This is a genomic window from Vreelandella rituensis (assembly GCF_003336665.1).
Classification (GTDB): Bacteria; Pseudomonadota; Gammaproteobacteria; order Pseudomonadales; family Halomonadaceae; genus Vreelandella; species Vreelandella rituensis.
In genome coordinates this window covers 1-23,466 of record NZ_QPIJ01000048.1, presented here as the reverse complement: position 1 = coordinate 23,466, position 23,466 = coordinate 1, and the positions used below count along the sequence as shown (strand labels likewise).

Genomic DNA, 23,466 nt, shown 5'->3' with positions numbered 1-23,466 from the left:
ATAAGGGAATCTAAAAATAAGAAAAGTGAAGCAAAAACGGCCCCGAAGGGCCGTTTTTTCAGACCGAGCCTGCCCCGGCGGTTATTTGTGTTCCGCCCGCCGGCACCTGCTCCCGGACGGGACCGAAGAAGGCGTAGAGCAGCATGCCCGCTCCCACGGCTACGGCGATCCCCGAACCCAGACGCATGATGTAGAAGAGTTCAAGCTGCATCTGAACTTCCATGTAATTCATGCCCAGGACGCGCTGGAGATGCGTCTGCACCACCCCGGCGAACGTCAAGGTGAAGGTCATGAAGCACATGCCGCTGGTCATGATCCAGAAGCCCCACATGTTCAATACCTGATTGTAAGGCTGCACCCGGCGAATCTGCGGCATGGCGTAGGTAATCACGCCGAGGATCAGCATCACATAGGCCCCATAGAAGGCCAGGTGGCCGTGAGCGGCGGTGACCTGGGTGCCATGGGTGTAGTAATTGATGAATGACAGGGTGTGCATGAAGCCCCATACCCCGGCGCCGAAGAAGGCGATGGTCGGGCAACCTAGCGCCCATAGCATGGCGGCCTTGTTGGGGTGGTTGCGGCTGCCTTTCCAGAACATGGTGAAGGCGAAGACCACCATGGCGAAGAAGGGCGCCACTTCAAGCGTGGAGAAGACACTGCTGAGGGGCTGCCAGTAACTCGGCGCGCCGATCCAGTAGTAATGGTGCCCGGTGCCCAGCAGGCCGGAAAACAGCGCCAGACCGACGATGATGTACAGCCATTTTTCGATCACTTCGCGGTCCACACCGGTCATCTTGATCAAGAGGTAACCCAGCAATGACGCCATGATCAATTCCCAGACACCCTCGACCCAGAGATGCACCACCCACCACCAATAGAGTTTATCCACCGCCAGGTTGGTCGGGTTGTAGAAAGCGAACAACCAGAACACCGCCGCCAGCCAAAGCCCCAGCATCAGTACCATATTGATGGCGGTCTTGCGTCCCTTGAGCAAGGTCATGCTGGTATTGAACAGGAACATCAAAAAGGAGATGGTGATCAGTACCTTCACCCAGAACGGCTGTTCGAGAAACTCGCGTCCTTCGTGAATACCGAACTGGTAACCGACCAGGGCGGCGGCTCCGGCGAAAGCGAAGATCGCCAACTGCAGGTAGGCCAAATTGGGGCTATGGATTTCCCGCTCGGCCTCTTCCGGCATCAAATAATAGGTACAGCCCATGAAGCCGATCAACAACCACACGATCAGCAGGTTGGTATGGCTGACGCGCATGATATGAAAGGGCATCACCTCGGCCATGAAGTTAGGCCAGGCATAAACGGTGGCGGCCAGCAGCCCGAAGACGACCTGCAACGTGAACAGCGCCATGGCCACCATGAAGAAGGGCAACGCCACCTTCTGGGTTTCGTATTTCATTGTACGGTTCTCCTTGATTCATCCACCCGGCATTAGCAACGCTCGCGGCTTAGCCGGCGGGATGCGGGGGCCAGTTCTGGTCGTCGATGCCATCGGTCCATTCGAGGAAGTCGATCAATGACGACATTTCCTCGTCGCTGAAGTCATAGGCCGGCATCTGACGCCGCCCCTCGACACCTAGCGGCTGGGCTCGTATCCAGGCGTTGATACCGGCTCGCGCGGCTTCGGGATTTTCATGGCCGCCGTAACGCTCCCAGACATTACCCAGCTCCGGAGCAAAGTAAGCCCCCTCGCCCATGATGCTGTGGCAGTTGATGCACATGTTCTTTTCCCACACCTCCTTGCCGTGCTTCACGGATTCGGTGAGCCCTGCGCTGTCAGTGGATACATTGACCATGTACCAGTGGGTATGAGCCGTCAGCCCAGCGAACACCAGAAAGAAGAACAGCGAGCCGCCATAGAAGATGTTGCGGGCCGCCGATTTAGTCAGTCCATCAGCCATAAGCCATACTCCCTTGCTAGTCTTTTTCGGCCTCAGGCTCAGGGGCCGCAAGGCATCTATTTTTAAGATGTATGTAAAATGCAACTTAATGATACCAGAAGCAAATCACTAGGAACATTGCCACAGGTCAAATTTTGACAAAATGTCAAAATCATGGGTACAAAATAATTGTTTGAACGAACAACCCTTGTACAACTGAGCGCATCATCAACTCTCGTGAATGCACCCACGAATCATGCTGTGCATTGAGTCGGGGCTTCATCGCCTCACCGCAACGTGGAGAGCGTGACCGGCATCCTCAGTGTGCCAAGGGAACATTTCTCGCCTAACACCTGCCGGCCTTTCGGCGAGTCAGTTTGTGTTTCCACGCCCAGTAGCGGGCGCCTAGGTTTTTAGCTAGCGCTGAGATCAGCGTTGTACTGCTTGCCGTTGGCGAAGGTGACCAGTTCGCACTGTTCGGCGCACAAGAGGACGTGCCGCGAGCGGGCCTACGTCAAACTCGGCGTCCATTCCAAGGGGCGCCTAGTGGCGCTCTGTCGGCGTGAGTCCTGAACGATTAAACCCCGACAGAGCCGGGGCTTAGTATTTTATATTTACTAAATGAAGCGAGAGATGCGAGAGGCTTGAAAGGTTACTCTTTGACGTGAGAACCCATCCGATCAAACGACTCGGCGTTGGGGCAGAAGTCACGGAAGGTCTCGACATCGGTGGTGTGGCGCAACGACTTCCAGCAATGGCCTACCACGGGGCATGCATTGCAGGTGGTTTCGAGAGATGCTTGCTTCTCACCGAGATTTTCGAGCACCAGCCCGAAGCGCTGCACCATCACCGGCATCAATGATTTGGCGGGGCGAAACCCGACATAGGTGCCCTGTGCCAGTTGTTTGGCCACTTCCTGTTCGAAGGAGGCATCCAGCGGCAGGGTGATATCGTTGACCACCTGATGAAAAGCACCCGGCGACTCGTTCTGCATATCTCGCGCCAACGCGGGGGTGGAAGCCCGATAGCAACGCTCACTGACACGTTCCCACCAGGATGGACGCTTTTCAGGGGTTTGAGATTGGGGATGAGTCATGATCGTTCTCCCTTCTAATGAATACCTGCAGTATCGTTGCGATATTCAACGCCGGCCTTGACCAGGATCAAATTTGTTTCATTTGAAACTATAAGCCTGCAGGGAAAATTGCTCAATGGCTGGTGCCTTCTTCATAGCGCGTCTTGTTCCAGACGTTGTACTTGCCCGATGGCTTGCGCATGGGGATACGCTTGAGTTCCTCCAAGGTATCGCCGTCGTAGACGATCACCGCGCCGTCATCGTCCCAAATACTCAACAGCAACTTCTTGCCATAACGGTCGAACTCCACATGAGCAGCGGTCTTGCCCGGCTCGGGAATCAAGGTCTCGACGATTTCCAGGCTGGCTTTGTCGATGACGTGCACTCGGTCGCGGTTAGGGCCGAAGAACACATCCACCCAGGCATAGGGCGAATTGGCATGGCTGCGCATGAAAAAGCCGGGGCCGTCGGTCTCGAGTGTCTTGATCACCGACCAGTCCTGCATATCGATGATCGATACCGCTGCCTTGGACAAATGTGGCGTTGCCATTACTCGGCGGCCTTCGTACTCCCAGGTGATGCCGGATCCTAGGTGCGGCATTCCGGCCAGGGGCAGGTCCGCAACTTTCTCGCCACTGTCCAGATCGACCACCATGCCACCCTGCCCACCCCGGGAGGCACCAATGACATGGCGATAGTCGAGATCGAAGAAGAAGTCATCCAAGTAATCCGGTACCGAAATACGCCGAACCCGAAAATTGGGCGTGTCATGAGATCGGCCGGCGGCCAATGGCGTGCTCATGTGACCAGTGGAAACCACGGGCTCGATGGGCAACGGCCAGGGAATTTCCCAGACCTCTTCAATATCTTTGAGCGCGGCGATGAAACTGCCACGGGGCGGGGCGGCGTAGACGGCACTGACCCGGGAGCCGTTACCCGCTTCGTCGGCCACCGGATAGACTTTCATCAGATCCAGCTCATGAGCATCGAAAAGCACCAGGCTGTGAGGCAAGTAATTAGCGGCCATGACATAGCGACCGTCGGCTGAGACGGCTATGTTGCGCATATTGATACCGGCACGGACTTCCGCGACCACCTCAAGGTTGTAAAGGTCGTACTTGGTAATCCAGCCATCTCGGGAGCCGAAGAAAACGTAACGTCCGTCCGGGGTATACTTGGGGCCACCGTGCAGCGCATAGCGCGTTTCAAAACGATGGATGCGCTCGAAGCTATCCCCATCGAGCACACTGGCGTGGTGGTCGCCGGTTTCCACCACAATGAACAGGTTGAGCGGGTCGGCATCGAACAGCGGCTCGTTCGGTAGGCTACCCTCGGGGAAAGCTACGACCTGGCTGGCCAGAATATCGTCCTTCGTCCAACTGGGCGGGGTTTCTGGAGGGCGGTAAATCCACTCCACCAGTGAGGCGATTTCATCGCTATCGAGCGTTTCACCGAACCCCGGCATCTGGCTGGCCAGGCGTCCATCGCGGATGACTTGCCCCGCAGCGTCGGGCTTCAATCGCGAAAGATTGCCCGGCAGCAGTGCCGGACCGATACCGCCCAGACGAGCCTCACCGTGGCAAGCGGCGCACTGGGTGCGATAAAGGGTTCGGGTATCCGCTTCATTGGCCAATGCCGAGACGGCCGGCAGAAAAAACACTAACCGAGCTACAAGAGAGAGAAAATTCACAGGGCAATACGCTCCCGGGCCAGTTCCAGTGTTTCACCGCTGGCGAAAATCGCCTTCTCGGGTACCGGTTGGGTCAATACTTCAGCCAGGCACACGACCTCCCCGACCACGATCAGCGTGGGTGGCCGCAACCCCTCTTCTTCGATGGTCCTGACCAACTCGCCCAGGCAAGTGATCACCTGGCGTTGCTCGGGAGTGGTTCCACGCTCCACCAAGGCGACCGGATGGCCGGCCGGCAGACCGAAGAACTGTAACCTATCGCTGATCAGGGCGGCATTGGCCAGCCCCATGTAAAACACCACAGTATGGTGCGGCACCGCCAGGGCCTGCCAGTTCAACGCCAGCTCACCGTCTCCCTTGCAGTGCCCAGTGACGAAGGTGACGCTCTGGGCGTGATCACGATGTGTCAGCGGGAAACCGCCATAGGCGGCGCACCCTTGCGCCGAGGTAATGCCCGGCACCACACGAAAAGGCACGCGGTTTTCGACCAAGACTTCAGCCTCCTCGCCGCCACGACCGAAGATATAGGGGTCGCCTCCTTTAAGGCGCACCACCCGTTTCCCTTCACCGGCCAGGCGCACCAGCAAGGTGTTGGTCTGTTCCTGAGTCAAGGCATGGCAGCGCGAGGCCTTACCCACATAAAAGCGTTGTGCAGCAGGGCTTGCCAGGGCCAACACTTCCCTGGAGACCAACCGGTCGTAAACCAGACAGTCGGCTTGTTCGATCAACGCCAGGGCCCGAAGCGTCAGCAGGCCGGGATCACCGGGGCCGGCCCCAACGATGGCTACCTCACCGGGAGCCAAAAGCGCCTCGGCCAAGTCATAGGAAACACAATGTGACGTCATGGCGAATTCCTCGGCTAGAGTTCGGTGGCGGGGATGGAGGCTAAAGGAACGCTGATACGCCGTATTTCTTGATCATCAACGCCGATTTCCTGGTTGGTGAGGTAACAACCGGGATCCTCTTCCCAAGGATCACCGCTGACTTTCCAGGCCCGAACCCGGGTATTGCCATTGCAGATGCTCAAATAACGACAGGCGCTGCAACGCCCTTTCACCGGACGTGGCCGTTGCCGGAACCCCTGCATCAGGGAATCGCTGGTATCACGCCATATTTCGGAAAAGGGTCGCTGGCGCACATTGCCCAGGTCATGATCCCACCAGAACGTGTCAGGATGCACATTGCCCAGGTTGTCGATATTGGCGATATGTTCCCCGGAGGCATTGCCTCCCCAGTTCACCAGGCGCTGTCGCAGCGCTTCGGCTTCCTCCGGAAAATGCCGTTCGGCCCACTGCAGCAGAAAAGGACCGTCGGCATCGTTGTTGCCGGTAACGTATTCGCGCTCCACGCCACCTTCGAGCTCCTCGCGGCAATGCTCGAACAGCCGGCTCATGGCATCGCGGGTCATCTGATACCAAGCGTCCTGCTTGCTGTGGCGATTACCGCGTCCGCCGTAGTTGAGATGCGAGAGATAGAACTTGTCGATATCGTGTTCATCGATCAGCGCCAGAATGTCGCCAAATTGCTCGTAGTTTTCCCGTGTCAGGGTGAAACGCAGCCCCACCTTGATGCCTTTCGCCTTGCACAGTTTCACGGCGTGCATTGACTCGCGAAAGGCCCCCTTGCGTTGGCGAATGGTATCGTGGGTGGTTTCCAGACCGTCGATACTGATGCCCACGTAGTCGTAGCCGACATCGGCGATCTCCTCGATATTCGCCTCGGTAATCAGCGTGCCGTTGGTGGAAAGGCCGGTGTAGATCCCCAGTGCCCTGGCCCGCCGGGAAAGTTCGAATATGTCCGGGCGCATCAACGGCTCGCCGCCGGAAAGGATCAACGCCGGCACGCGGAAACCCTGCAGGTCATCGAGTACCGAATGCGCCTCCTCGGTGGTGAGTTCGCCTTTGAAGTCGATATCCGCCGAGACGGTGTAGCAGTGCTTGCAGGTCAGGTTACAACGGCGAATCAGGTTCCAGATCACCACCGGGCCAGGGGGGGTTCGAGCCGGCGGGATGGGTCCGGGTTCGAGCAGGGTCTTGATGTAGCGGGTGACACGGAACATGGCGTTCTCCTTCTGCGACAAGGCCTAGCCTTGCGCGTCGGTCTCGGTGCTTGCAGTCTGCGGATTTGCGGTGGCCAGGCGTAATCCGGTCTTTTTTAATATGCGCGAACTATAGAGAATACGATGGCCGTGGCACGCCTCTCCCAGACAGGCGCGAAGCACCTGGGCTTGCCGTTCGACGTCTTCACGGGTTCGCCCGTGTAGCATGGCGAAAAGGTTATAGGGCCAGTGAGGCCGGTGGCGTGGACGCTGATAGCAATGGCTGACCCCCTCGATAGCGGCAATTTCCCGGCCCAGTCGCTCGACGTCGACATCCGCCACGTCCCAGACGGTCATGCCGTTGGCCACATAGCCCAGGCGATAGTGATTGGGCACCGCGGCAATACGGCGGATCACACCGCGTTCGAGCATCGCCTGCATGCGTGCGAGCACCTCTTCGCCGCTCATGTTTACCTGCTCGCCCACCGCCCCCCAGGGATCGGAGACCAGCGGCAGGCCTGCTTGAGTGGCCAGCACGATGGCCCGGTCTTGCGCATCCAGGCGCTTGCTTCCGCCCTCCTCAGACGGCCAGATGAAGTCGGACATGGAATTCCCTCTCTTTCGGCATGTTGAAGACCGCCAGGCCGGTGGCCGCTTCGAGCTCCGCCACGACCTCGGGGATACGCTCCGCTGTCTCGGTGGCCAGCACGAACCACATGTTCAATTGATGCTCGCGACGGTAGTTGTGCGCCACTTCGGGGAAGCCATCGAGTATCTCGGCGACACGCTCGTAATCCGCCTCCGGTACCACCAGGGCCGCCAGGGTCAGGCCACCCCCCAGGCGCTCGGCGTGGTACATGGGACCGAAACGGCTCAGCACCCCGGTATCGCGCAACCGAACCAGACGCTCGATCAATTCGGCTTCTGATAAGCCAAGCTCGGCGGCCACCGACGCATAAGGATGCGGCACCAGGGGCAACCCGTCCTGCAGGCGATTGACGATGGCACGATCGTCGACATCAAGCTCCAGGGTGTTCATCGCTTCTCCTTGGGGCATAGCGCCCGCCGCATTGACGATAGGCGTGCTGGCTAAACAGCACTTGATGGTCGATTTCAGCTAAACCATGGCGGTGAACGAGAAGCTCAAGCTGTGCGAGCACTTGCTCGCGCTGAACCCCATGAATCATGCAGAAAAGATTGAACGGCCATTCGGGCAAGCGGCGGGGGCGGCGATAACACAAGGTCACGACGCTTTCCTGAGCCAGGGACTGACCCACGCGAGCGACCTGGTCGTCAGGCACGTTCCACACCACCATGGCGTTGGCGTCGATACCCAGGCGACGATGACGCACCACCAATCCCAGCCGCTTGATCAGCGTTTCCTCCTGCCAACGACGCACGCAGGCCATGACCTCGGCTTCCTCCAGGCCGCACCGCTCGGCCAATACCTGCCAAGGGCGCGGGGTTAGCGGCAATCCTTGCTCGAGAAGCACCCGTAGCCGACGATGGGCGTCGGATTCAGAGAGTTGGCAAGCACTTTCCAAGGCAAGCGGGCTTTCCAAGCCAAGTGGCATTGGGGTCGTCATATTCCCTCCAGCTCGGCCCAGGGAATCGCGAACGCCAGATCGATATGAAAACTTTCCAGCATGGGCAGACGCAGAATCGTCCGGCCGAGCGTGGTTTCCAATTGCGTCAAGCGTTCGTCAAGGCTCCGTTCCTCCGCTGCGGTCATCACGAACCACAGGTTGTAATGATGCTCCCGGGCATAGTTATGGTTCACGCCGGGCACTTGGTTAATGAGCTCTGCAAAGGCATCGCGCTGCTCTTCCGGAACGGCCACGGCGGCCAACAGGCTGGCCCCGGCCAGAGCATGATCGAAGACTGGCCCGACCCGGCTCAGTACACCCAGCGTCTCTAGCCGCTGTAGCCGCTCGATCACCTGCTCTTCGGACGCACCAAGGCGCTCGGCCATGGCATGAAAGGGACGGGAACAAACCGGCAGGTCGCGCTGATAGCAATCGATCAGACGCCGGTCCAGCGTATCGAAATCCTGAGATTGACAATGCATCGGCACAGCTCACTGTTGTCAGTAGGCACTTCTAGCACAGGCAAGGGCGGCGGCCCCCTGGACCGCTGCCGTTTCCTGGTCAGTAGATGTCGTGCTGAGTATTGAGGACGTTGAACTTGCCGGTCGGTGTCACCAGTCGTTCATCCTTGATCACCGCCTTCAGCTCACGGGTCTTGTCGTCGACGATCACCAGGGCGGACTGCTGATCCATGGCATTCCATACCGAGAACCACACCTCGTCACCCGCCTTGTTGAACTCCGGCTGCACTACCCGCTTGGGTCCCTCTCCCACATCAGCCCATTCGGCGATAGGCAGGATCTCGTAGCCGGCATCCATATCGTTGAGGTCAAAGACCGCTACGGTTTGGCTAAGCGCTTCACCGGGATTAAGCGGCGTATCGACATAAAGATTGCTCGACTCCGGGTGGGTCTTGATGAACAGCGAGCCGCCGCCTTGGCCTTCAAGGGTACGCACCACCTTCCAGGCATTGTCCGCATGACCTTCAGGGTCAGTACCGATCATCTGAATGGTGTTATCCCCCAGATGGCTGGTCGCCCATACCGGCCCGAATTCAGGGTCGACAAAATTGGCACCGCGGCCGGGGTGCGGGATCTTGCCCACATCGACGATGGCTTCGAGCTCGCGCTCCTGGGCATCGATCACCACGATCTGGTTGGATTCGTTGGCTGCCGTCATGAAGTAACGGCCTCTGCTCTCCCAGCCCCCATCGTGCAGGAAGCGAGACGTATCGATCTCCACCGTGCTCAAAGCATCCAGGTTCTCGTAATTGACCAGCTGAACCTTGCCGGTTTCCTTGATGTTGACGATGAACTCGGGATGTTGGTGAGAGGCCACGATGGCCGCCACACGTGGTTCAGGATGATATTCCTGGGTATCGACGGTCATGCCACGGGTGCTGACGATCTTCTTCGGTTCCAGGGTTTCGCCATCCATGATCACGTACTGAGGCGGCCAATAGGCACCGGCGATGGCAAAGCTGTCTTCGTAACCCTCGAACTTCGAGGTTTCGACGGAGCGTGCTTCCAACCCCACCTTGATGGTGGCCACGATTCCCGGCTCTTCCATCCACAAGTCGATCATGTCCACCTTGGCATCACGCCCGATGACGAACAGGTAGCGACCCGAGGCGGATATACGCGAAATATGCACCGCATAGCCGGTATCGAGAATATCGATGATCTCCTTGCTGGCGCCATCGATCAAGGCAATCTGACCAGCATCGCGTAGCGTTACCGAGAAAAGATTTTCCAGGTCCAGGTCATTCAGTTGCTGGGTGGGACGTTCTTCCGGCGGCACCATCACTTCCCAGCTTTCCTGCATTTCGGGCATACCGAATTCCGGCGGAACCGGCGGTTCGTGCATGATGTACTTGGCCATCAACTCGACTTCTTCTTCTGAGAAATCGCCCGAGGTACCCCAGTTAGGCATGCCGGCCGGGGAGCCGTAATTGATGAAAACTTTGAGATAGTCCAGGCCACGTTCCTGGGTAACCTCCGGGGTCAACGGCTTGCCGGTCGCTCCCTTGCGCAACACCCCATGACAGCCTGCACAACGCTGAAAGTAGATTTCCTTGGCTCGCTCGAATTCCGCCTCGGTAAGGTCAGGAGCGCCTGGGGTGCGTACTGATTTGGCTGACGCCGCATCCACCGGTGAATCCGTACCCCGATAGACTCTCGCCGCCTCCTGCTCCTCGTCGGGGTCATCCTCAAAAGCATGTACCAAACCCAAGCCGAGTGAGGCAGCCGTGACAGCCACTGCCAGTGGTTTGAGATACCTGTTTCTCTTCATCATCGTTTCACCTATTCAATGGTCCACGTAAGCAGCCTGGTCAGGTAATGCCATTTTTATTTTCGCTGGAGAAACCCAGGTCTAGCGCTGCCTCCAAAAAGACTGAGCCAATAAAAGATATTTTTCATGCATCTTTTAATTTTTGAGTTAGGTTTCGTATAGCAAATTGATCTGCATCAATCTGTTGCTTACCTCACTTCCTTCTACCTCCGAAGGGACATTGTCAGGCGCAGGAAAAACTGATCTATTTTTTAGGCGGTGCCGAAGCCACACTTTATTGATATTAATCAATATGGACATGAACCAAAGACTCGACACTTCTTTGACTCCTTTCCAATTGCCTGGAAGCCATCATGTTTTTCTCACTTCGAATTTCTCTGCTGTGTACGCTTTGGCTGCTGCCCACTCAGGCACTGATGGCGCTAGATATCGACAAGGCGCGGGAAAAGGAGCTTGAAACCTTGCTCTACCAGGACTGTGGCTCCTGCCATGGCATGACCTTGAAGGGCGGCTTGGGCCCCGCCCTGTCCCGCGAGCGCATGAATAGCTATCCCCGCGACGGCTTAACCAGGTTGATCCTGCAGGGTATTCCCGGTACCGCCATGCCCGGTTGGGAAGGATTACTTAGCGAACAGGATGCGCGCTGGCTCGCCGATCATCTGCAAAACGACAATCCCTTGGAGCGCTGACCCTGGAGCCCTCGTCAACTACCTCGCCCTGAAGGGACGAGGCTTGTGACAACAAGCCCGGTTGACCAGGGAAAGCGGTAGCCAACCCGCTACGTTTGCAATAGGTCGTCAAGACCCACCGCCGAATGCTTCGCTCAGTTCGGCGCTCTGGAAGATCAGGATCATGCTGGTGAAAGGTAAAGCGCCGAAGGTTCTGGTCGCTACCACAAGGTAGGAGCCGGTTGCAGACATTCCCGAGGGGAGACAGGTTGGAAGACCTGCGTCACTAGGCCCGTAAGGGCAATGTTTAGGAGGAGATCGCATGGCGGTGTTCGTATTGGGAAAGAACAAGCAGCCGTTAATGCCGTGTAGCGAAAAACGCGCACGGCTGCTGCTGGAGCGCGGACGGGCAGCGGTGGTGAACCTGACCCCTTTCATGATCCGCCTGCGGGATCGCTGCCTGAGTGACTGCACCTTGCAGCCACCCCTGCTGGCTGCCGATCCGGGCAGCAAGGAAACCGGCCTGGCGCCACTGCACCCTGCTGCAACGCGGTGATGGCTACGGCTATCACCCACTACCCACAATCCAATCATAAAGGAGACGCGGACAGGGAACCCCGAGTCGTGTGGCGCACGACGCGCTATCCCTCCCGGCGCTAAAGCAACCGGGTTTCCCGCGCAAAACGATGAAACTGAATTCGATACGCAAACCTCTTGCCGGTATGGCGTTACTCGCGCTACTCGCTGGTTGCCAGACATCGCCCGAGGCTCTTCGGGGCACCGGTGATCTCGGTGTGATCGTGGAGCGCGCCACTGGCAGCCTTGCCGTGGTGGATACCAGCCAACGCCGGGTACTTGAGCGGGTGGAAGGATTGGGCGATCTTTCCCACGCCTCGGTGAAATTCTCGCGGGATACGCGTTACGCCTTTGTCTTCGGCCGCGACGGAGGATTGAGCAAGGTCGACTTGTTGACTGGCAATATCACCGCACGCGTGATGCAGTCGGGCAATAGTATTGGCGGGGCCATTTCCCAGGATGGTCGGCTGGTTGCCGTGGCCAACTATGAGCCGGGCGGGGTGAAAATTTTTGGCAGCGAAAACCTTGAATTGGTGGCCGACATTCCCGCTACCTGGTTGGATGAAAAGGGCCGTGAGCAGCGTTCCAAGGTCGTCGGGCTGGTGGACGCGCCGGGGAATCACTTCGTTTATAGCCTGTTCGAAGCCGGGGAAATTCATCTCGTTGACATGAACGGTGAAGCGCCGGAAGTGACTCGCTTCACCGATGTAGGGGAAAACCCCTATGACGCTCTGATCGACCCTAGCGGACGCTATTACATTGCTGGTCTGTTTGGCGAGGACGGCCTGGCCTTGCTCGACTTATGGCACACTGAAGCCGGAGTACAACGCATCCTGCCCGACTACGGCCGTGGCGACGAACGCCTGCCGGTCTACAAGATGCCACACCTGGAAGGCTGGGCCATGGCGGGAAACGAAGCCTGGTTACCAGCGGTGGGACGCCATGAAGTGCTCATCGCCGATAAGGACGATTGGTCGCTTACCGAGCGCATCCCGGTCCACGGCCAACCCATCTTCGTCATGAGCCGTCCGGATGAACGCCAGGTCTGGGTCAGCTTTGCGCACCCGGACAACGACGTGGTGCAAGTCATCGATAGCGAAACTCGCGATATTGTAGCGACGTTGTCACCCGGTAAAGCCGTACTGCATATGGAGTTCACACCCCGCGGTGAACACGTATGGATTTCGGCCAGGGACAGCGATCGCGTCACCGTCTATGACACCCATACCCTGGAGGAAATTACGCGCCTGGAAAGCGAATCACCCAGTGGCATTTTCTTCACTCCCCGGGCGCATCGTATCGGGCTTTAACGTTATATACAGGTCTCGCACCCTACCCCTGCTCAAGCCACTACCCGTTAAGAGGTAGGCCAAATTCTCATAAGGGGTAGTACCTGTACAACATGACCCAGATCAAATACGCTTAAAGCGACTTCTATTAATGTAGTTTCAATACACCTTCTCATTGTGCTGGCTCAGACATGTCTTGAGCCAGGTAGCGCAATCAAAAAGATGCATAATAAATACCCTTTATTAAGTGCATCGTCACCAGGCTTCTCTTGAAAGGCAAGGATACGATTTATGACCATGCCATCAATGGTTTCCAAGACAGGGGGTTCCAAGACCCTTGTTTTCAAGAAAATGGCTTCCAGGACATGATGTCATTATGGCGTGCTGCTCGTCTGGCCATACAGCCAAGCATATGGCTCGGTTTGGTCTTGATGCTGCTATTGGCCCTGCCTGCCCAAGCTGTCGAGCTGGAGCAGATTCAAGCCGGCTTCCCTGATGCTGACAATCTCAGGCAGGCCGAATCGCAATGGCCGGTGCAGGAAGTCCGTCAGGGAGAAGACCTGCTCGGTTATGTCTTCGAGACCGTGGATATCGCGCCGATCCCTGCCTACTCCGGGAAGCCGATCAACTTGCTGGTGGCCATCGACACAAATGGCGACCTGGTGGTGACCGAGGTTCTCGAACACGCTGAACCCATCATGCTGGTGGGCATTCCCGAAGAGAAACTCCAGAATTTCGCCGATGCTCACCTGCCTTATCATGTCAGTGATAATCCCAAGATCGGCGGTGACCTGGACGCCATCTCCGGTGCGACGGTTACCGTCATCGTGGTCAATGACACTATCATGCGTGCCGCACGCAAGGTGGCAGCCGAACAAGGGTTGATCGCCGACCCCTCGGCCGCTCCGCATGCACGGGTGCTACAGGACGTATTCTCCCCAGCTGGCTGGAGCGAACTCACCGGTGACGGCACTATTCGACGCCTGCACCTGACCCATGGCGAAGTCGACGAGTCTTTCGTCGATACCCCGGCCGAGAACTACCTGCGAACGCCGGAGCCCGCCGACAAAACGTTCATCGAAATTTTCTACACCTACCTGAATCCGCCCACCGCCGGTCGCAACCTCCTGGGTGACACCCGCTATGAACAGCTGATGGCCGAGCTCGGAGAAGACGAACACGCCATCGCCGTGATGGCCCAGGGTGACTATTCCTTCAAGGGCTCGGGCTACGTGCGTGGCGGCATCTTCGATCGCCTCGAGCTGACCCAGGGCAACTCCAATATCAGCTTTCACGACCGCGACCATATCCGCCTGGGTAACTTGGCTATTGACGGCATGCCCGCCTTGAACGAGCGCGATATCTTCATCGTGAGAGAGCAGGCGGGTTTCGACCCCGGCCAACCCTGGCAGCTGGAATTACTGGTGCGTCGTGCCTCGGGGCCGCTAGCCACCGAATTCAGCCGCTTCAGTGCCGACTACAAGGTGCCGGAGGCTTACATCGAACGCCCCGAACCTCCGGTGGAAGAACCTATCTGGGTGCAGGTATGGCGCGACAAGGTATTCCAGATCATTGTATTGCTGGCTGGTTTATTAGTGCTCACCGGTATCATGCTGTTCCAAGACGTCCTGGCGCGTCGCCCCCGCCTGCTAAACCCCCTGCGCTTGGGTTTCAAAATTTACACCTTGGTATTTATCGGCTGGTACTCGCTGGCGCAATTATCGGTCGTCAACATCCTGACCTTTACCAACTCACTGATCAGTGGCTTTAGTTGGTCTTCATTTCTGATCGACCCGATGCTGTTTATCCTCTGGTCGTTCGTGGCGGTCAGCCTGCTGCTGTGGGGGCGCGGGGTATTCTGTGGCTGGCTGTGCCCATTCGGCGCCCTGCAAGATCTGGTCAACCAGATCGCTCGTAAATTAAAAGTAAAGCAAATCGAGGTGCCCTTCGGGCTTCATGAACGGCTCTGGGCCATCAAGTACATCATCCTGCTGGCGCTATTCGCTGTCTCCTTGCATTCCCTGGGTACCGCCGAGCGCTATGCCGAGGTCGAGCCGTTCAAGACCGCCATCACTTTACGCTTTCAGCGTGACTGGGCCTTCGTCCTGTATGCCTTGGGCCTGGTGGCGATTTCGGCCTTCAACCACAAGTTCTATTGCCGCTATCTATGTCCGCTAGGCGCCGGGTTGGCAATTCCCTCCCGTCTGCGTCTGTTCGACTGGCTCAAGCGCCATCGAGGCAGCTGCGGCACCCCATGCCAGATCTGCGCCCACGAATGTGAAGTCGGTGCCATCCATCCCGATGGACGCATCAACGCCAACGAGTGTCATTACTGTCTCGACTGCCAAGTCACCTACTACGATGACCAGCGCTGCCCGCCGATGATCAAACGCCGCAAACGCTACGAAAAGGCGGCTGGTCTGGCCGGTGGACGAGGTGGCGTCGAGACTCATGACCCCGGCAACGCCGGTAACCGCAAACTGCAGCGAATCCCGACGCATCAAGAGGAGTGAATCATGAGCGACAAGAAGACCATCAAGGACATTGGCCGGCGCCACTTTCTACGTAACAGTGCCGTTACCGGCGTAGCCGGCGCAGGCTTGGCCAGCGGTTTCGGTGCCGGCGCCCTGCTTAACAGCCAACAAGCCCGAGCGGCGAGTGAAAATGGGATCGAGATCGCCCCCGGCGAACTCGATGAATACTATGGTTTCTGGAGCGGTGGCCACCAAGGCGAGGTGCGGGTACTGGGCGTTCCCTCCATGCGCGAGCTGATGCGCATCCCGGTGTTCAACATCGACAGTGCCACCGGCTGGGGCATCACCAATGAGTCGAAGCACATCATGGGCGACTCGGCGCATTTCCTCAACGGTGACTGCCACCACCCGCATGTCTCGATGACCGACGGCAGCTACGACGGTAAGTACCTGTTCATCAACGACAAGGCCAACACCCGGGTGGCGCGCATCCGTCTCGACATCATGAAGACGGACAAGATCACCACCATTCCCAACGTTCAAGCGATCCATGGGCTACGCCTGCAAAAGGTGCCTTATACCAAGTACGTTTTCGCCAACGCCGAACTGCCGATTCCGCAGATCAACGATGGCCGCGACCTGGAGAGTCCGGATAACTACTTCACCATGTTCAACGCCATTGATGCCGAAAGCATGGACGTCGCCTGGCAGGTAATTGTCGACGGTAACCTGGATAACACCGATGCCGACTATACCGGCCGCTTCGTGGCATCCTCCTGCTACAACTCCGAGAAAGGCATGACGCTGGCCGACACCATGCGTGCCGAGCGTGACTGGGTCGTGGTATTCGATGTCGACGCCATCGAAGCCGCCGTCGCGGCTGGCAACTATGAAACACTGGGTGATGTGGATGTGCCGGTACTCGACGGCCGCAAGGGCTCGAAGCTGACCCGCTACATTCCCATACCCAAGAACCCCCACGGCGTGAACACCTCACCGGATGGCAAGTACTTCATTATCAACGGCAAGCTTTCTCCGACCTGTTCGATCATCGCCATCGACAAGTTGCCGGCGCTGTTCGACGGCAGTATTGAACCGCGCGACACCGTTGTCGGCGAACCGGAACTGGGCCTGGGGCCGCTTCATACCACTTACGACGGTCGCGGAAACGCCTACACCACCCTGTTCATCGACAGCCAGGTCGCCAAGTGGAATATCGAAGATGCCATTCGCCACTACAACGGCGAAGACGTCAATTACCTCCGCCAGAAGCTCGATGTGCATTACCAGCCGGGGCACAACCACGCCAGCCTCACCGAATCCCGCGATGCCGACGGCAAATGGCTGGTGGTATTAAGCAAGTTCTCCAAGGACCGTTTCCTGCCGGTGGGTCCGTTGCACCCGGAAAACGATCAGCTGATCGATATCTCAGGCGAAGAGATGAAACTGGTGCACGACGGTCCCACCTTCGCCGAACCCCACGACTGCATCCTGATGCGCGCCGACCAACTCAACCCCAGTCGGGTGTGGAAACGCGATGACCCCTTCTTTGCCGAGACGGTCGCCATGGCCAAGGCCGATGGCGTCAACCTGGAAGGCGAAAGCAAGGTCATACGTGACGGTAACAAGGTACGGGTTTACATGACCTCCATTGCCCCGCAGTTCGGCTTGACCGAATTCAAGGTCAAGCAGGGCAATGAAGTCACTGTGGTGGTCACCAACCTCGACCAGGTTGAGGACCTGACCCACGGCTTCGTCATGGTCAACCATGGTGTCTCCATGGAGATAAGTCCGCAGCAGACCTCCAGCGTCACCTTCACCGCCGACAAGGCCGGGGTGTACTGGTATTACTGTTCCTGGTTCTGTCACGCCATGCACATGGAGATGACCGGTCGCATGCTGGTCGAGAAAGCCTGATGGCACCCGGGGTCGGACATTCGGCCCCGGGCTATAAGGGAGTCCTCATGCTCAGCAGAGTCAATGTTGCCGCCACCACCCTCTTGGTGGCGGCCTTCTTAATAGGTTTGCCTGCCCAAGCGGCGCAGTGGCGTGCCGTTCCCGGCGAACCACTCCAGCCGCTGATCGAGCAAGCCTCGGATGGCGATCACATCCGCTTACCCGAGGGTCGCTATCCCGGCTCGATTGTGATTGACCGCAGCTTATCGCTGACAGCCGAAGGCGTCGCGGTGATCGATGGGCTTGGCGAAGGCCATGCCGTGACGCTCTCGGCCCCGAATAGCGTGCTGACCGATCTGGTGATTGAAAACTGGGGCCAGGATCTGACCGATATGGATGCCGGTATCCTGGTGCAACCCGCTGCCACCGGTAGCCTCATTCGTGGCAACCGCCTTTCCGGGCCGGGCTTCGGTATTCGCCTCGACGCCGTCGCCGATGCCCAGGTAATCGACAATGTCATTCGAGGCGATGAAGCACTGCGTTCTCAGGACCGAGGCAACGGCATTCATCTGTTCAACGTCAGGGGGGTGTTGGTGGAAGGTAACGATATCCGTCGGGTGCGTGACGGTATCTACATCGATACCAGTCGCGACAGCGTACTGCGCGACAATCACATGCAGGATCTACGCTACGGCGTGCACTATATGTACGCCCACGACAATCATCTGGAAAACAACCTGACCCGCGACACCCGCACCGGTTATGCCTTGATGCAGTCCAAGCGCTTGACGGTGATCGGTAACCGTTCCGAAAACGACCGTCACTACGGCATTTTGATGAACAACATTACCGGCTCGCTGCTGCGCGACAACCGGGTCGAAGAAATACGCCAGCGCCGCGACTCCGCCGGCCAAGGGCTGGTCAGTGGCGGCGAAGGCAAGGCATTGTTCGTCTATAACTCCCAATACAATCGTTTCGAAGGCAATCGTTTCGCCCACAGTGACATCGGCATTCACCTGACCGCCGGTTCGGAAGACAACGTCGTGGTAGGCAACGCCTTCATCGACAACCGACAGCAAGTGATGTACGTGGCGACTCGCCTGCAGGAATGGTCGGAGGACGGGCGCGGCAACTACTGGGGCAATTACCTGGGCTGGGACCTTGCCGAGGACGGCATCGGCGATACGCCCTTCGAACCCAACGATGCCATGGACCGCCTGTTATGGCGCTACCCCGCCGCCCGGCTACTGATGGACAGCCCCGCCGTGCTGGCCTTGCGCTGGGTGCAACGGCAATTCCCGGTGTTTCGCCCCCAGGGGGTGCGCGATAGCGCTCCCTTGATGACAGACCCTCACTTCGGAGACGCCGACACATGACCCCGGTGATCGATTTTCAGCATGTGACCAAGCATCACGGCGACCTGACCCGCATCGATGCGCTCGATCTTTCGGTCAGCCAGGGCGAGGTGCTGGCCTTGCTCGGCCACAATGGCGCGGGCAAGACCACCACCATGCACCTGATCCTCGGCTTGATCGCCCCGGACAAGGGTAGCGTCTCGGTACTCGGCGGCGCGCCTGCCGGCCCTCATGCCGAGACGCTGCGCCGACGCCTCGGCTATCTGCCGGAAAATGTCAGCTTTTACGAGCAACTTAGCGGACGAGAAGTCCTGGTGTATTTCGCCCGGCTCAAGCGGGTGGCGCGCACTCAAGTCGACGAACTTCTCGAGCGGGTAGGGCTATCGATCGCCGCCGACCGGCGCGTCAAGACGTACTCCAAAGGCATGCGCCAGCGCCTTGGGCTGGCTCAGGCGCTACTCGGCGAGCCACAATTGCTGCTGCTCGATGAGCCGACCACCGGCCTCGACCCCGCAGCGACGCGTGACTTCTACGAAACGGTGAGAGACTTGCGTGACCGGGGCTGCACCGTACTGCTGTCTTCGCATGTGCTGCCCGGCGTGGAGCCCTATATCGACCGCGCCCTGATTCTGGGCGGGGGACGCCGTCTGGCCATGGGAAGCATGGCGGAGCTACGCGCCGAAGCGCAGCTGCCGCTCATCATCCACGCCCGAGGCCGCCTGGAAGAAGACGCCTGGCGCCACGGCTGGGACGACCCACGTATCCAGGTTTCCACCCACCAGGAGCATGGCGTCACCTTCTCGGTTCCCGTCGATGCCAAACTGGCGGTATTACGCCACCTCACCGCGGACTCTAGGGTCGAGGACATCGAGCTATTGCCGCCTACCCTTGAGCATCTTTATACGCATTTCTCGGCCCGGCGCGCTCCCGAAGAACCAGGAGTTCTCTCATGAAGGCTATTCTGACCATCGCAGGCAAGGAGTTTCGCGACGGCCTGCGTAACCGCTGGGTGCTGGCCATCGCGCTGGTGCTGGCGGCTCTCGCCGTGGGGATTGCCTGGTTCGGTGCTGCCGCCAGCGGCGGCCTGGGGTTCACATCGCTTGCCACCACCCTGACCAGCCTTTCGACTCTGGCGGTCTTTCTGATTCCGTTGATCGCCCTGCTGCTGGCGTATGATGCTGTGGTCGGCGAGCAGGAGGCCGGCACCCTGCTGCTGCTGCTCACCTACCCGCTGAGCCGGACCTCATTATTGCTCGGCAAGTTTCTGGGGCATGGATTGATTCTGGGCGTCGCCACCGTCGTCGGCTTCGGCATTGCCGGGATCGTCATCGCCTTGGGTGCCGAGGGGGTATCGAATGCCGAACTGGCTTCCGGCATGGGCCTGCTAATTCTCAGCAGCGTTCTGCTGGGCTGGGTGTTCATCGCCTTCGCCTACCTGATCAGCGTTTCGGTTACCGAAAAGGCCCGAGCCGCCGGTCTGGCGCTGGTCGTCTGGTTCCTGTTCGTGCTGGTCTTCGACCTTGGTTTGCTCGCCTTGCTGGTCAGCGTCAAGCAAGGCGGCGACTGGCTGCCCTGGCTATTGTTGCTCAATCCCACCGAGTGCTTTCGCCTGATCAATCTGGCCGGATTCGAAGCGGCTCGCAGTGTGAGTGGCGTTACCTCCATTGCCCAGGGAGGCGCCTTCCGTCCGGCGGTACTGATACCGATTCTTTTCGCCTGGATACTGGTGCCGTTGGGCCTGGCCATCCTGCGTTTCCGTCATCGACCGGCTTGAAGCCGAATACACCTGGACTATCGCCATGACTCGACGCATTTCGCTGTTGCTGCTCGCCCTGTTCTCCTTATCGCTGCTTGCCGGCTGCGGCGAGCCGGAACCCGACACCCTGGCCACCCCCGTCCCCATCGAGTCGGGCGATAGCTGCCATGTGTGCGGCATGCTGATCAGCGAGCACCCCGGGCCCAAAGGAGAAGCCTTCGTGCAGGGCCAGCAAACGCCGCTCAAGTTCTGCTCCACCATGGAGCTTTTCGTCTTTCTGCAACAGCCGGAAAACGAGACCCGTCTTTCGCATGCCTATGTGCATGATATCGGTGTGACTCCCTGGACAGCACCAGCGGATGACGCCTTCACCCTGGCCAGCGAGGCCTGGTACGTGGTCGGCCACGAACGTCGCGGCAGCATGGGGCACACCTTGGCCTCCTTCGCCGAGCACACCGCTGCCGATGCCTTCCGCAAGACGTATGGCGGCGAGGTCGTCGCCTATGGGGATATCGATCTAGAATTGCTGGGCCAGTTGGGACGCGGAGAGTTGAGCGGCCACTAACCTTGGGCCATTTTCACACCGCTCCTTTGACACCCAGACGCCGGGCCAGCTTGTGAAGATTGCTGGGGTCAACATTCAAGTGGCGAGCCGCCGCGGCCCAGTTGCCGCGGTTGGCCTCAAGCGCCAGGGCGATCGCCTGGCGCTGGGCTTGGGTGACACTCTCCTGTAGCGACATTCGATGCTGTTCAGGAGCGGCATTATCCTGGCCCGAGCGCTCTTGAGTCGGCTCTTGAGACCGTTCTTGACTCAGCCTTTGAGAAAGTCCTTGAGAGGATGCATCGTTCAAGAGTGGCGCCTGAGCCAAATCGAGCAATTCAGCTTCCAAGGTAATGATTTCGTGACGCGCCGCCCCCCTGCTCAACGCCTTGATCGCCGCCCGACTGATCACATGCTCGAGTTCACGCACGTTACCCGGCCATTCGTAGGCACATAACGTCGCTTCGGCTTGCGCTGACAGCCGCAAACTCCGCAAGCCCAGACGCGCCCGGTTGAGTTCCAGAAAGTGTCCCGCCAGCACCAGCACATCGCTGCCACGCTTGCGCAGCGGAGGGATAGGCACCGGATAGACTGACAAGCGGTGGTAGAGGTCGGCACGAAAATGCCCGTCGCGCACGCCATCCTGTAAATGGCGGTTAGTCGCGGCGATGATGCGCACATCCACCCGGCGCGGGGTGTCCTCACCGAGGCGCTGAATCTCACCGTTCTGAAGGGCGCGCAGCAATTTGGCCTGAATCGCCAGAGGGAGTTCGCCGATTTCATCGAGAAACAGCGTGCCGCCGTGGGCGGCCTCAAAGCGCCCGGGCCGCGCCGTATCAGCGCCGGAGAACGCGCCTTTCACATGGCCGAACAACTCGCTTTCCGCGAGCGATTCAGGCAAGGCGGCGCAGTTGACGTGGACCAATGGCGCCGCAGCCCGAGGGGATTGCTGATGCAAGCGGCGGGCAAACAACTCCTTGCCCACCCCGGTCTCGCCACTGAGCAGTACCGGCAGCTCGGAATCGGCGACCACGTCCAGTTCTTCAAGCAACCGTCGTATCAGCATGCTCTGGCCCAGGATCTCGCCGTCATCATGCCGACGACGGGGCGTTTCGCTGTCATGTCGAACCAGCCGCAGGCCGCGAATGTCCTGCTCCAGCCGGGTCATGCGCACCGCCGCCTCGACCAGCAGGGTGAAGCGTTGCAGGTCGTCTTCGGCCTGACGATCGAAGACCCCCGGGCACAAGGCATCCAAGGTTAGTACGCCCCACGTCTCGCCGGCTTCATGTAGGCTGATGCCCATGCAGTCATGGACGTGCAGCGGCTCGCCGGGATGCTGCTCGATTAGGCCGTCGTAAGGGTCCGGCAGGGTGGAATCCGGAGGAAACGACACCGTCCGTCGACTCGCCAGAATCGCCGCCAAGCGAGGATGCTGCGCAATCACGAAACGTCGCCCCAAGGCTTCATGCACCAGGCCATCCACCGCCACTGGGGTCAACGCTTCACCCTTGAGTTGCAACAGGCAGACCGCCCCGCAGCGAAAATATTCACGCAGGGTGACCACAAGGCGCTGCAGGCGCACTGCGCTGGGTAATTCGACGGCGAGGTCGGCGAGCAAGGTGTCCTGGAACATCAGCACCGACCCCTTACGTTAACTTGCGTCATCCGGCTTGGTAAGATGAGGATTTCAATGGAAGCTGACTGCCACGCCTTGGCGATCGAAGGCCAGAAAGTTTTCGATGCTGCCCATCTTTATCGACTCGACCATGCGCTGCAAGGGCTGCTCCGCTTCTTCGCTGCTGGGAGGCAAGGCGCCATCGCCCGCCAAGGCGGCCACGAAGGCGATGTCCCATTCCTGGCCGGTACCTTGCGATTCCTCGACCAGAGCCGCCATGTCGCTAAGCTCCTCGAGGGTTTTGTCCACGCAGAGTACCGGGGCCAGCACACCGCCTTCGCCTTGCTCGAAACGCTCACGTTGTGTCTGGTCGGGATTGTCGGGCAATTCGGCACGCGCCAGAACGAACAGCAGCCGTTGTGGCTCGGTTTGACGGTGGGCTTCCGCCAGCAGGTCAGCATAATTGGAAATAGCCATTCGGGTCTCCTTGAAGGAAAATCACAAGAGTCAGTGAATCATGGTCAGGTAGCTTGTGAAAGCAGTATTCACCTATTATATTCATTTACAATGCACCTTATATAAAACTAGGGAGGGCGTCATCATGTTACTACCCCCCTCTCTGTATTCTCGGCTCTATCAATGCCTTGCCCTCTTGTGCATCGGCTTGGGCGCCATGGGTATCGTTTTACCCCTGCTTCCTACCACGCCGTTTTTGTTAGT

24 protein-coding genes are annotated in these 23,466 nt (G+C 58.7%); 10 read left to right on the top strand and 14 right to left on the bottom strand.

Annotated elements, in window-relative coordinates; genetic code table 11:
- Nucleotides 1-58: 58 nt before the first annotated feature.
- The 11 genes from DU506_RS16415 to DU506_RS16365 form a co-directional block, all read right to left on the bottom strand.
- Entirely contained in the window at nucleotides 59-1,414 is a 1,356-nt protein-coding gene (locus DU506_RS16415) for a cbb3-type cytochrome c oxidase subunit I (protein ID WP_114487970.1), read from the bottom strand.
- Between the two features lie 49 nt (nucleotides 1,415-1,463).
- Nucleotides 1,464-1,916 carry a c-type cytochrome gene (locus tag DU506_RS16410; protein WP_114487969.1) on the bottom strand — a complete coding sequence of 151 codons (453 nt, stop codon included), beginning with the start codon at nucleotides 1,914-1,916 and terminating at the stop codon, nucleotides 1,464-1,466.
- Between the two features lie 631 nt (nucleotides 1,917-2,547).
- Complete coding sequence (locus DU506_RS16405) at nucleotides 2,548-2,991, bottom strand: hypothetical protein (protein WP_114487968.1); 444 nt, start codon at nucleotides 2,989-2,991, stop codon at nucleotides 2,548-2,550.
- Nucleotides 2,992-3,103: 112 nt separating this feature from the next.
- A complete protein-coding gene (locus DU506_RS16400) occupies nucleotides 3,104-4,660 on the bottom strand; it encodes a nitrite reductase (protein WP_114487967.1) in 1,557 nt (518 codons plus the stop codon).
- On the bottom strand, nucleotides 4,657-5,505 hold the full coding sequence (cobA, locus tag DU506_RS16395) for a uroporphyrinogen-III C-methyltransferase (protein ID WP_114487966.1): 849 nt from the start codon (nucleotides 5,503-5,505) through the stop codon (nucleotides 4,657-4,659). The genes DU506_RS16400 and cobA overlap by 4 nt, the downstream gene beginning before the upstream one ends.
- 14 nt (nucleotides 5,506-5,519) lie before the next feature.
- Nucleotides 5,520-6,719 (bottom strand): heme d1 biosynthesis radical SAM protein NirJ, encoded by a 1,200-nt coding sequence (gene nirJ / locus DU506_RS16390; protein ID WP_114487965.1) that lies wholly within the window; start codon nucleotides 6,717-6,719, stop codon nucleotides 5,520-5,522.
- A gap of 24 nt (nucleotides 6,720-6,743) precedes the next feature.
- Nucleotides 6,744-7,304 carry a siroheme decarboxylase subunit beta gene (ahbB, locus tag DU506_RS16385; protein WP_114487964.1) on the bottom strand — a complete coding sequence of 187 codons (561 nt, stop codon included), beginning with the start codon at nucleotides 7,302-7,304 and terminating at the stop codon, nucleotides 6,744-6,746.
- Nucleotides 7,279-7,737, bottom strand: a complete 459-nt coding sequence (locus DU506_RS16380) for an Lrp/AsnC family transcriptional regulator (protein ID WP_181870788.1) — start codon at nucleotides 7,735-7,737, stop codon at nucleotides 7,279-7,281. The genes ahbB (DU506_RS16385) and DU506_RS16380 overlap by 26 nt, the downstream gene beginning before the upstream one ends.
- On the bottom strand, nucleotides 7,718-8,284 hold the full coding sequence (gene ahbB, locus DU506_RS16375) for a siroheme decarboxylase subunit beta (protein ID WP_220254421.1): 567 nt from the start codon (nucleotides 8,282-8,284) through the stop codon (nucleotides 7,718-7,720). Before ahbB (DU506_RS16375) ends, DU506_RS16380 begins: the two co-directional genes overlap by 20 nt.
- Nucleotides 8,281-8,766 carry an Lrp/AsnC family transcriptional regulator gene (locus DU506_RS16370; RefSeq protein ID WP_114487962.1) on the bottom strand — a complete coding sequence of 162 codons (486 nt, stop codon included), beginning with the start codon at nucleotides 8,764-8,766 and terminating at the stop codon, nucleotides 8,281-8,283. The genes ahbB (DU506_RS16375) and DU506_RS16370 overlap by 4 nt, the downstream gene beginning before the upstream one ends.
- 79 nt (nucleotides 8,767-8,845) lie before the next feature.
- Nucleotides 8,846-10,579 (bottom strand): cytochrome D1 domain-containing protein, encoded by a 1,734-nt coding sequence (locus DU506_RS16365; protein ID WP_328587993.1) that lies wholly within the window; start codon nucleotides 10,577-10,579, stop codon nucleotides 8,846-8,848.
- A gap of 350 nt (nucleotides 10,580-10,929) precedes the next feature.
- Here DU506_RS16365 and DU506_RS16360 point away from each other — a divergent pair, with 350 nt between their 5' ends.
- The gene (locus DU506_RS16360) at nucleotides 10,930-11,265 is read left to right on the top strand and encodes a c-type cytochrome (protein WP_220254420.1); all 336 of its coding nucleotides are present in this window, start codon (nucleotides 10,930-10,932) and stop codon (nucleotides 11,263-11,265) included.
- A 108-nt stretch (nucleotides 11,266-11,373) separates the two neighbouring features.
- Here DU506_RS16360 and DU506_RS22570 read toward each other — a convergent pair whose 3' ends face one another.
- A complete protein-coding gene (locus DU506_RS22570; protein WP_268877337.1) occupies nucleotides 11,374-11,496 on the bottom strand; it encodes a hypothetical protein in 123 nt (40 codons plus the stop codon).
- 70 nt (nucleotides 11,497-11,566) lie between these two features.
- On the opposite strand from DU506_RS22570, the gene DU506_RS16355 reads away from it, so the two are divergent.
- The 8 genes from DU506_RS16355 (at nucleotide 11,567) to DU506_RS16320 (ending at nucleotide 21,155) form a co-directional block, all read left to right on the top strand.
- On the top strand, nucleotides 11,567-11,800 hold the full coding sequence (locus tag DU506_RS16355; protein WP_114487961.1) for an RRXRR domain-containing protein: 234 nt from the start codon (nucleotides 11,567-11,569) through the stop codon (nucleotides 11,798-11,800).
- Nucleotides 11,801-11,930: 130 nt separating this feature from the next.
- The gene (locus DU506_RS16350) at nucleotides 11,931-13,130 is read left to right on the top strand and encodes a cytochrome D1 domain-containing protein (protein WP_114487981.1); all 1,200 of its coding nucleotides are present in this window, start codon (nucleotides 11,931-11,933) and stop codon (nucleotides 13,128-13,130) included.
- 344 nt (nucleotides 13,131-13,474) lie between these two features.
- Nucleotides 13,475-15,622, top strand: a complete 2,148-nt coding sequence (nosR, locus tag DU506_RS16345) for a transcriptional regulator NosR (RefSeq protein WP_235825706.1) — start codon at nucleotides 13,475-13,477, stop codon at nucleotides 15,620-15,622.
- A gap of 3 nt (nucleotides 15,623-15,625) precedes the next feature.
- Nucleotides 15,626-17,500: a TAT-dependent nitrous-oxide reductase gene (nosZ, locus tag DU506_RS16340; RefSeq protein ID WP_114487960.1), complete on the top strand. Its 1,875-nt coding sequence runs from the start codon at nucleotides 15,626-15,628 to the stop codon at nucleotides 17,498-17,500.
- A 47-nt stretch (nucleotides 17,501-17,547) separates the two neighbouring features.
- Entirely contained in the window at nucleotides 17,548-18,855 is a 1,308-nt protein-coding gene (locus tag DU506_RS16335; RefSeq protein WP_114487959.1) for a nitrous oxide reductase family maturation protein NosD, read from the top strand.
- Complete coding sequence (locus tag DU506_RS16330; RefSeq protein WP_114487958.1) at nucleotides 18,852-19,787, top strand: ABC transporter ATP-binding protein; 936 nt, start codon at nucleotides 18,852-18,854, stop codon at nucleotides 19,785-19,787. The genes DU506_RS16335 and DU506_RS16330 overlap by 4 nt, the downstream gene beginning before the upstream one ends.
- Complete coding sequence (locus DU506_RS16325; protein ID WP_114487957.1) at nucleotides 19,784-20,608, top strand: ABC transporter permease; 825 nt, start codon at nucleotides 19,784-19,786, stop codon at nucleotides 20,606-20,608. The genes DU506_RS16330 and DU506_RS16325 overlap by 4 nt, the downstream gene beginning before the upstream one ends.
- 25 nt (nucleotides 20,609-20,633) lie before the next feature.
- Nucleotides 20,634-21,155: a nitrous oxide reductase accessory protein NosL gene (locus tag DU506_RS16320; protein ID WP_114487956.1), complete on the top strand. Its 522-nt coding sequence runs from the start codon at nucleotides 20,634-20,636 to the stop codon at nucleotides 21,153-21,155.
- A gap of 13 nt (nucleotides 21,156-21,168) precedes the next feature.
- Here DU506_RS16320 and norR read toward each other — a convergent pair whose 3' ends face one another.
- Both norR and DU506_RS16310 read right to left on the bottom strand, forming a co-directional pair.
- On the bottom strand, nucleotides 21,169-22,764 hold the full coding sequence (gene norR / locus DU506_RS16315) for a nitric oxide reductase transcriptional regulator NorR (protein WP_114487955.1): 1,596 nt from the start codon (nucleotides 22,762-22,764) through the stop codon (nucleotides 21,169-21,171).
- A 54-nt stretch (nucleotides 22,765-22,818) separates the two neighbouring features.
- Nucleotides 22,819-23,223: a ribonucleotide reductase subunit alpha gene (locus DU506_RS16310; protein ID WP_114487954.1), complete on the bottom strand. Its 405-nt coding sequence runs from the start codon at nucleotides 23,221-23,223 to the stop codon at nucleotides 22,819-22,821.
- A gap of 124 nt (nucleotides 23,224-23,347) precedes the next feature.
- Here DU506_RS16310 and DU506_RS22565 point away from each other — a divergent pair.
- The coding region (locus tag DU506_RS22565) for a DUF454 family protein (RefSeq protein ID WP_114487979.1) at nucleotides 23,348-23,466 on the top strand (119 nt) is incomplete at its 3' end.

Bases quoted from the DNA above. Each gene is read 5' to 3' on its own strand.
- DU506_RS16365 (WP_328587993.1), bottom strand. From the start codon at position 10,579: ATGATGAAGAGAAACAGGTATCTCAAACCACTGGCAGTGGCTGTCACG.
- nirJ (WP_114487965.1), bottom strand. From the start codon at position 6,719: ATGTTCCGTGTCACCCGCTACATCAAGACCCTGCTCGAACCCGGACCC.
- cobA (WP_114487966.1), bottom strand. From the start codon at position 5,505: ATGACGTCACATTGTGTTTCCTATGACTTGGCCGAGGCGCTTTTGGCT.
- nosR (WP_235825706.1), top strand. From the start codon at position 13,475: ATGATGTCATTATGGCGTGCTGCTCGTCTGGCCATACAGCCAAGCATA.
- DU506_RS16320 (WP_114487956.1), top strand. From the start codon at position 20,634: ATGACTCGACGCATTTCGCTGTTGCTGCTCGCCCTGTTCTCCTTATCG.
- DU506_RS22570 (WP_268877337.1), bottom strand. From the start codon at position 11,496: ATGTCTGCAACCGGCTCCTACCTTGTGGTAGCGACCAGAACCTTCGGC.
- DU506_RS16335 (WP_114487959.1), top strand. From the start codon at position 17,548: ATGCTCAGCAGAGTCAATGTTGCCGCCACCACCCTCTTGGTGGCGGCC.
- ahbB (WP_220254421.1), bottom strand. From the start codon at position 8,284: ATGACGACCCCAATGCCACTTGGCTTGGAAAGCCCGCTTGCCTTGGAA.
- DU506_RS16355 (WP_114487961.1), top strand. From the start codon at position 11,567: ATGGCGGTGTTCGTATTGGGAAAGAACAAGCAGCCGTTAATGCCGTGT.
- nosZ (WP_114487960.1), top strand. From the start codon at position 15,626: ATGAGCGACAAGAAGACCATCAAGGACATTGGCCGGCGCCACTTTCTA.
- DU506_RS16325 (WP_114487957.1), top strand. From the start codon at position 19,784: ATGAAGGCTATTCTGACCATCGCAGGCAAGGAGTTTCGCGACGGCCTG.
- DU506_RS16405 (WP_114487968.1), bottom strand. From the start codon at position 2,991: ATGACTCATCCCCAATCTCAAACCCCTGAAAAGCGTCCATCCTGGTGG.
- DU506_RS16360 (WP_220254420.1), top strand. From the start codon at position 10,930: ATGTTTTTCTCACTTCGAATTTCTCTGCTGTGTACGCTTTGGCTGCTG.
- norR (WP_114487955.1), bottom strand. From the start codon at position 22,764: ATGTTCCAGGACACCTTGCTCGCCGACCTCGCCGTCGAATTACCCAGC.
- DU506_RS16410 (WP_114487969.1), bottom strand. From the start codon at position 1,916: ATGGCTGATGGACTGACTAAATCGGCGGCCCGCAACATCTTCTATGGC.
- DU506_RS16370 (WP_114487962.1), bottom strand. From the start codon at position 8,766: ATGCATTGTCAATCTCAGGATTTCGATACGCTGGACCGGCGTCTGATC.
- ahbB (WP_114487964.1), bottom strand. From the start codon at position 7,304: ATGTCCGACTTCATCTGGCCGTCTGAGGAGGGCGGAAGCAAGCGCCTG.
- DU506_RS16310 (WP_114487954.1), bottom strand. From the start codon at position 23,223: ATGGCTATTTCCAATTATGCTGACCTGCTGGCGGAAGCCCACCGTCAA.
- DU506_RS16350 (WP_114487981.1), top strand. From the start codon at position 11,931: ATGAAACTGAATTCGATACGCAAACCTCTTGCCGGTATGGCGTTACTC.
- DU506_RS16415 (WP_114487970.1), bottom strand. From the start codon at position 1,414: ATGAAATACGAAACCCAGAAGGTGGCGTTGCCCTTCTTCATGGTGGCC.
- DU506_RS16330 (WP_114487958.1), top strand. From the start codon at position 18,852: ATGACCCCGGTGATCGATTTTCAGCATGTGACCAAGCATCACGGCGAC.
- DU506_RS16380 (WP_181870788.1), bottom strand. From the start codon at position 7,737: ATGAACACCCTGGAGCTTGATGTCGACGATCGTGCCATCGTCAATCGC.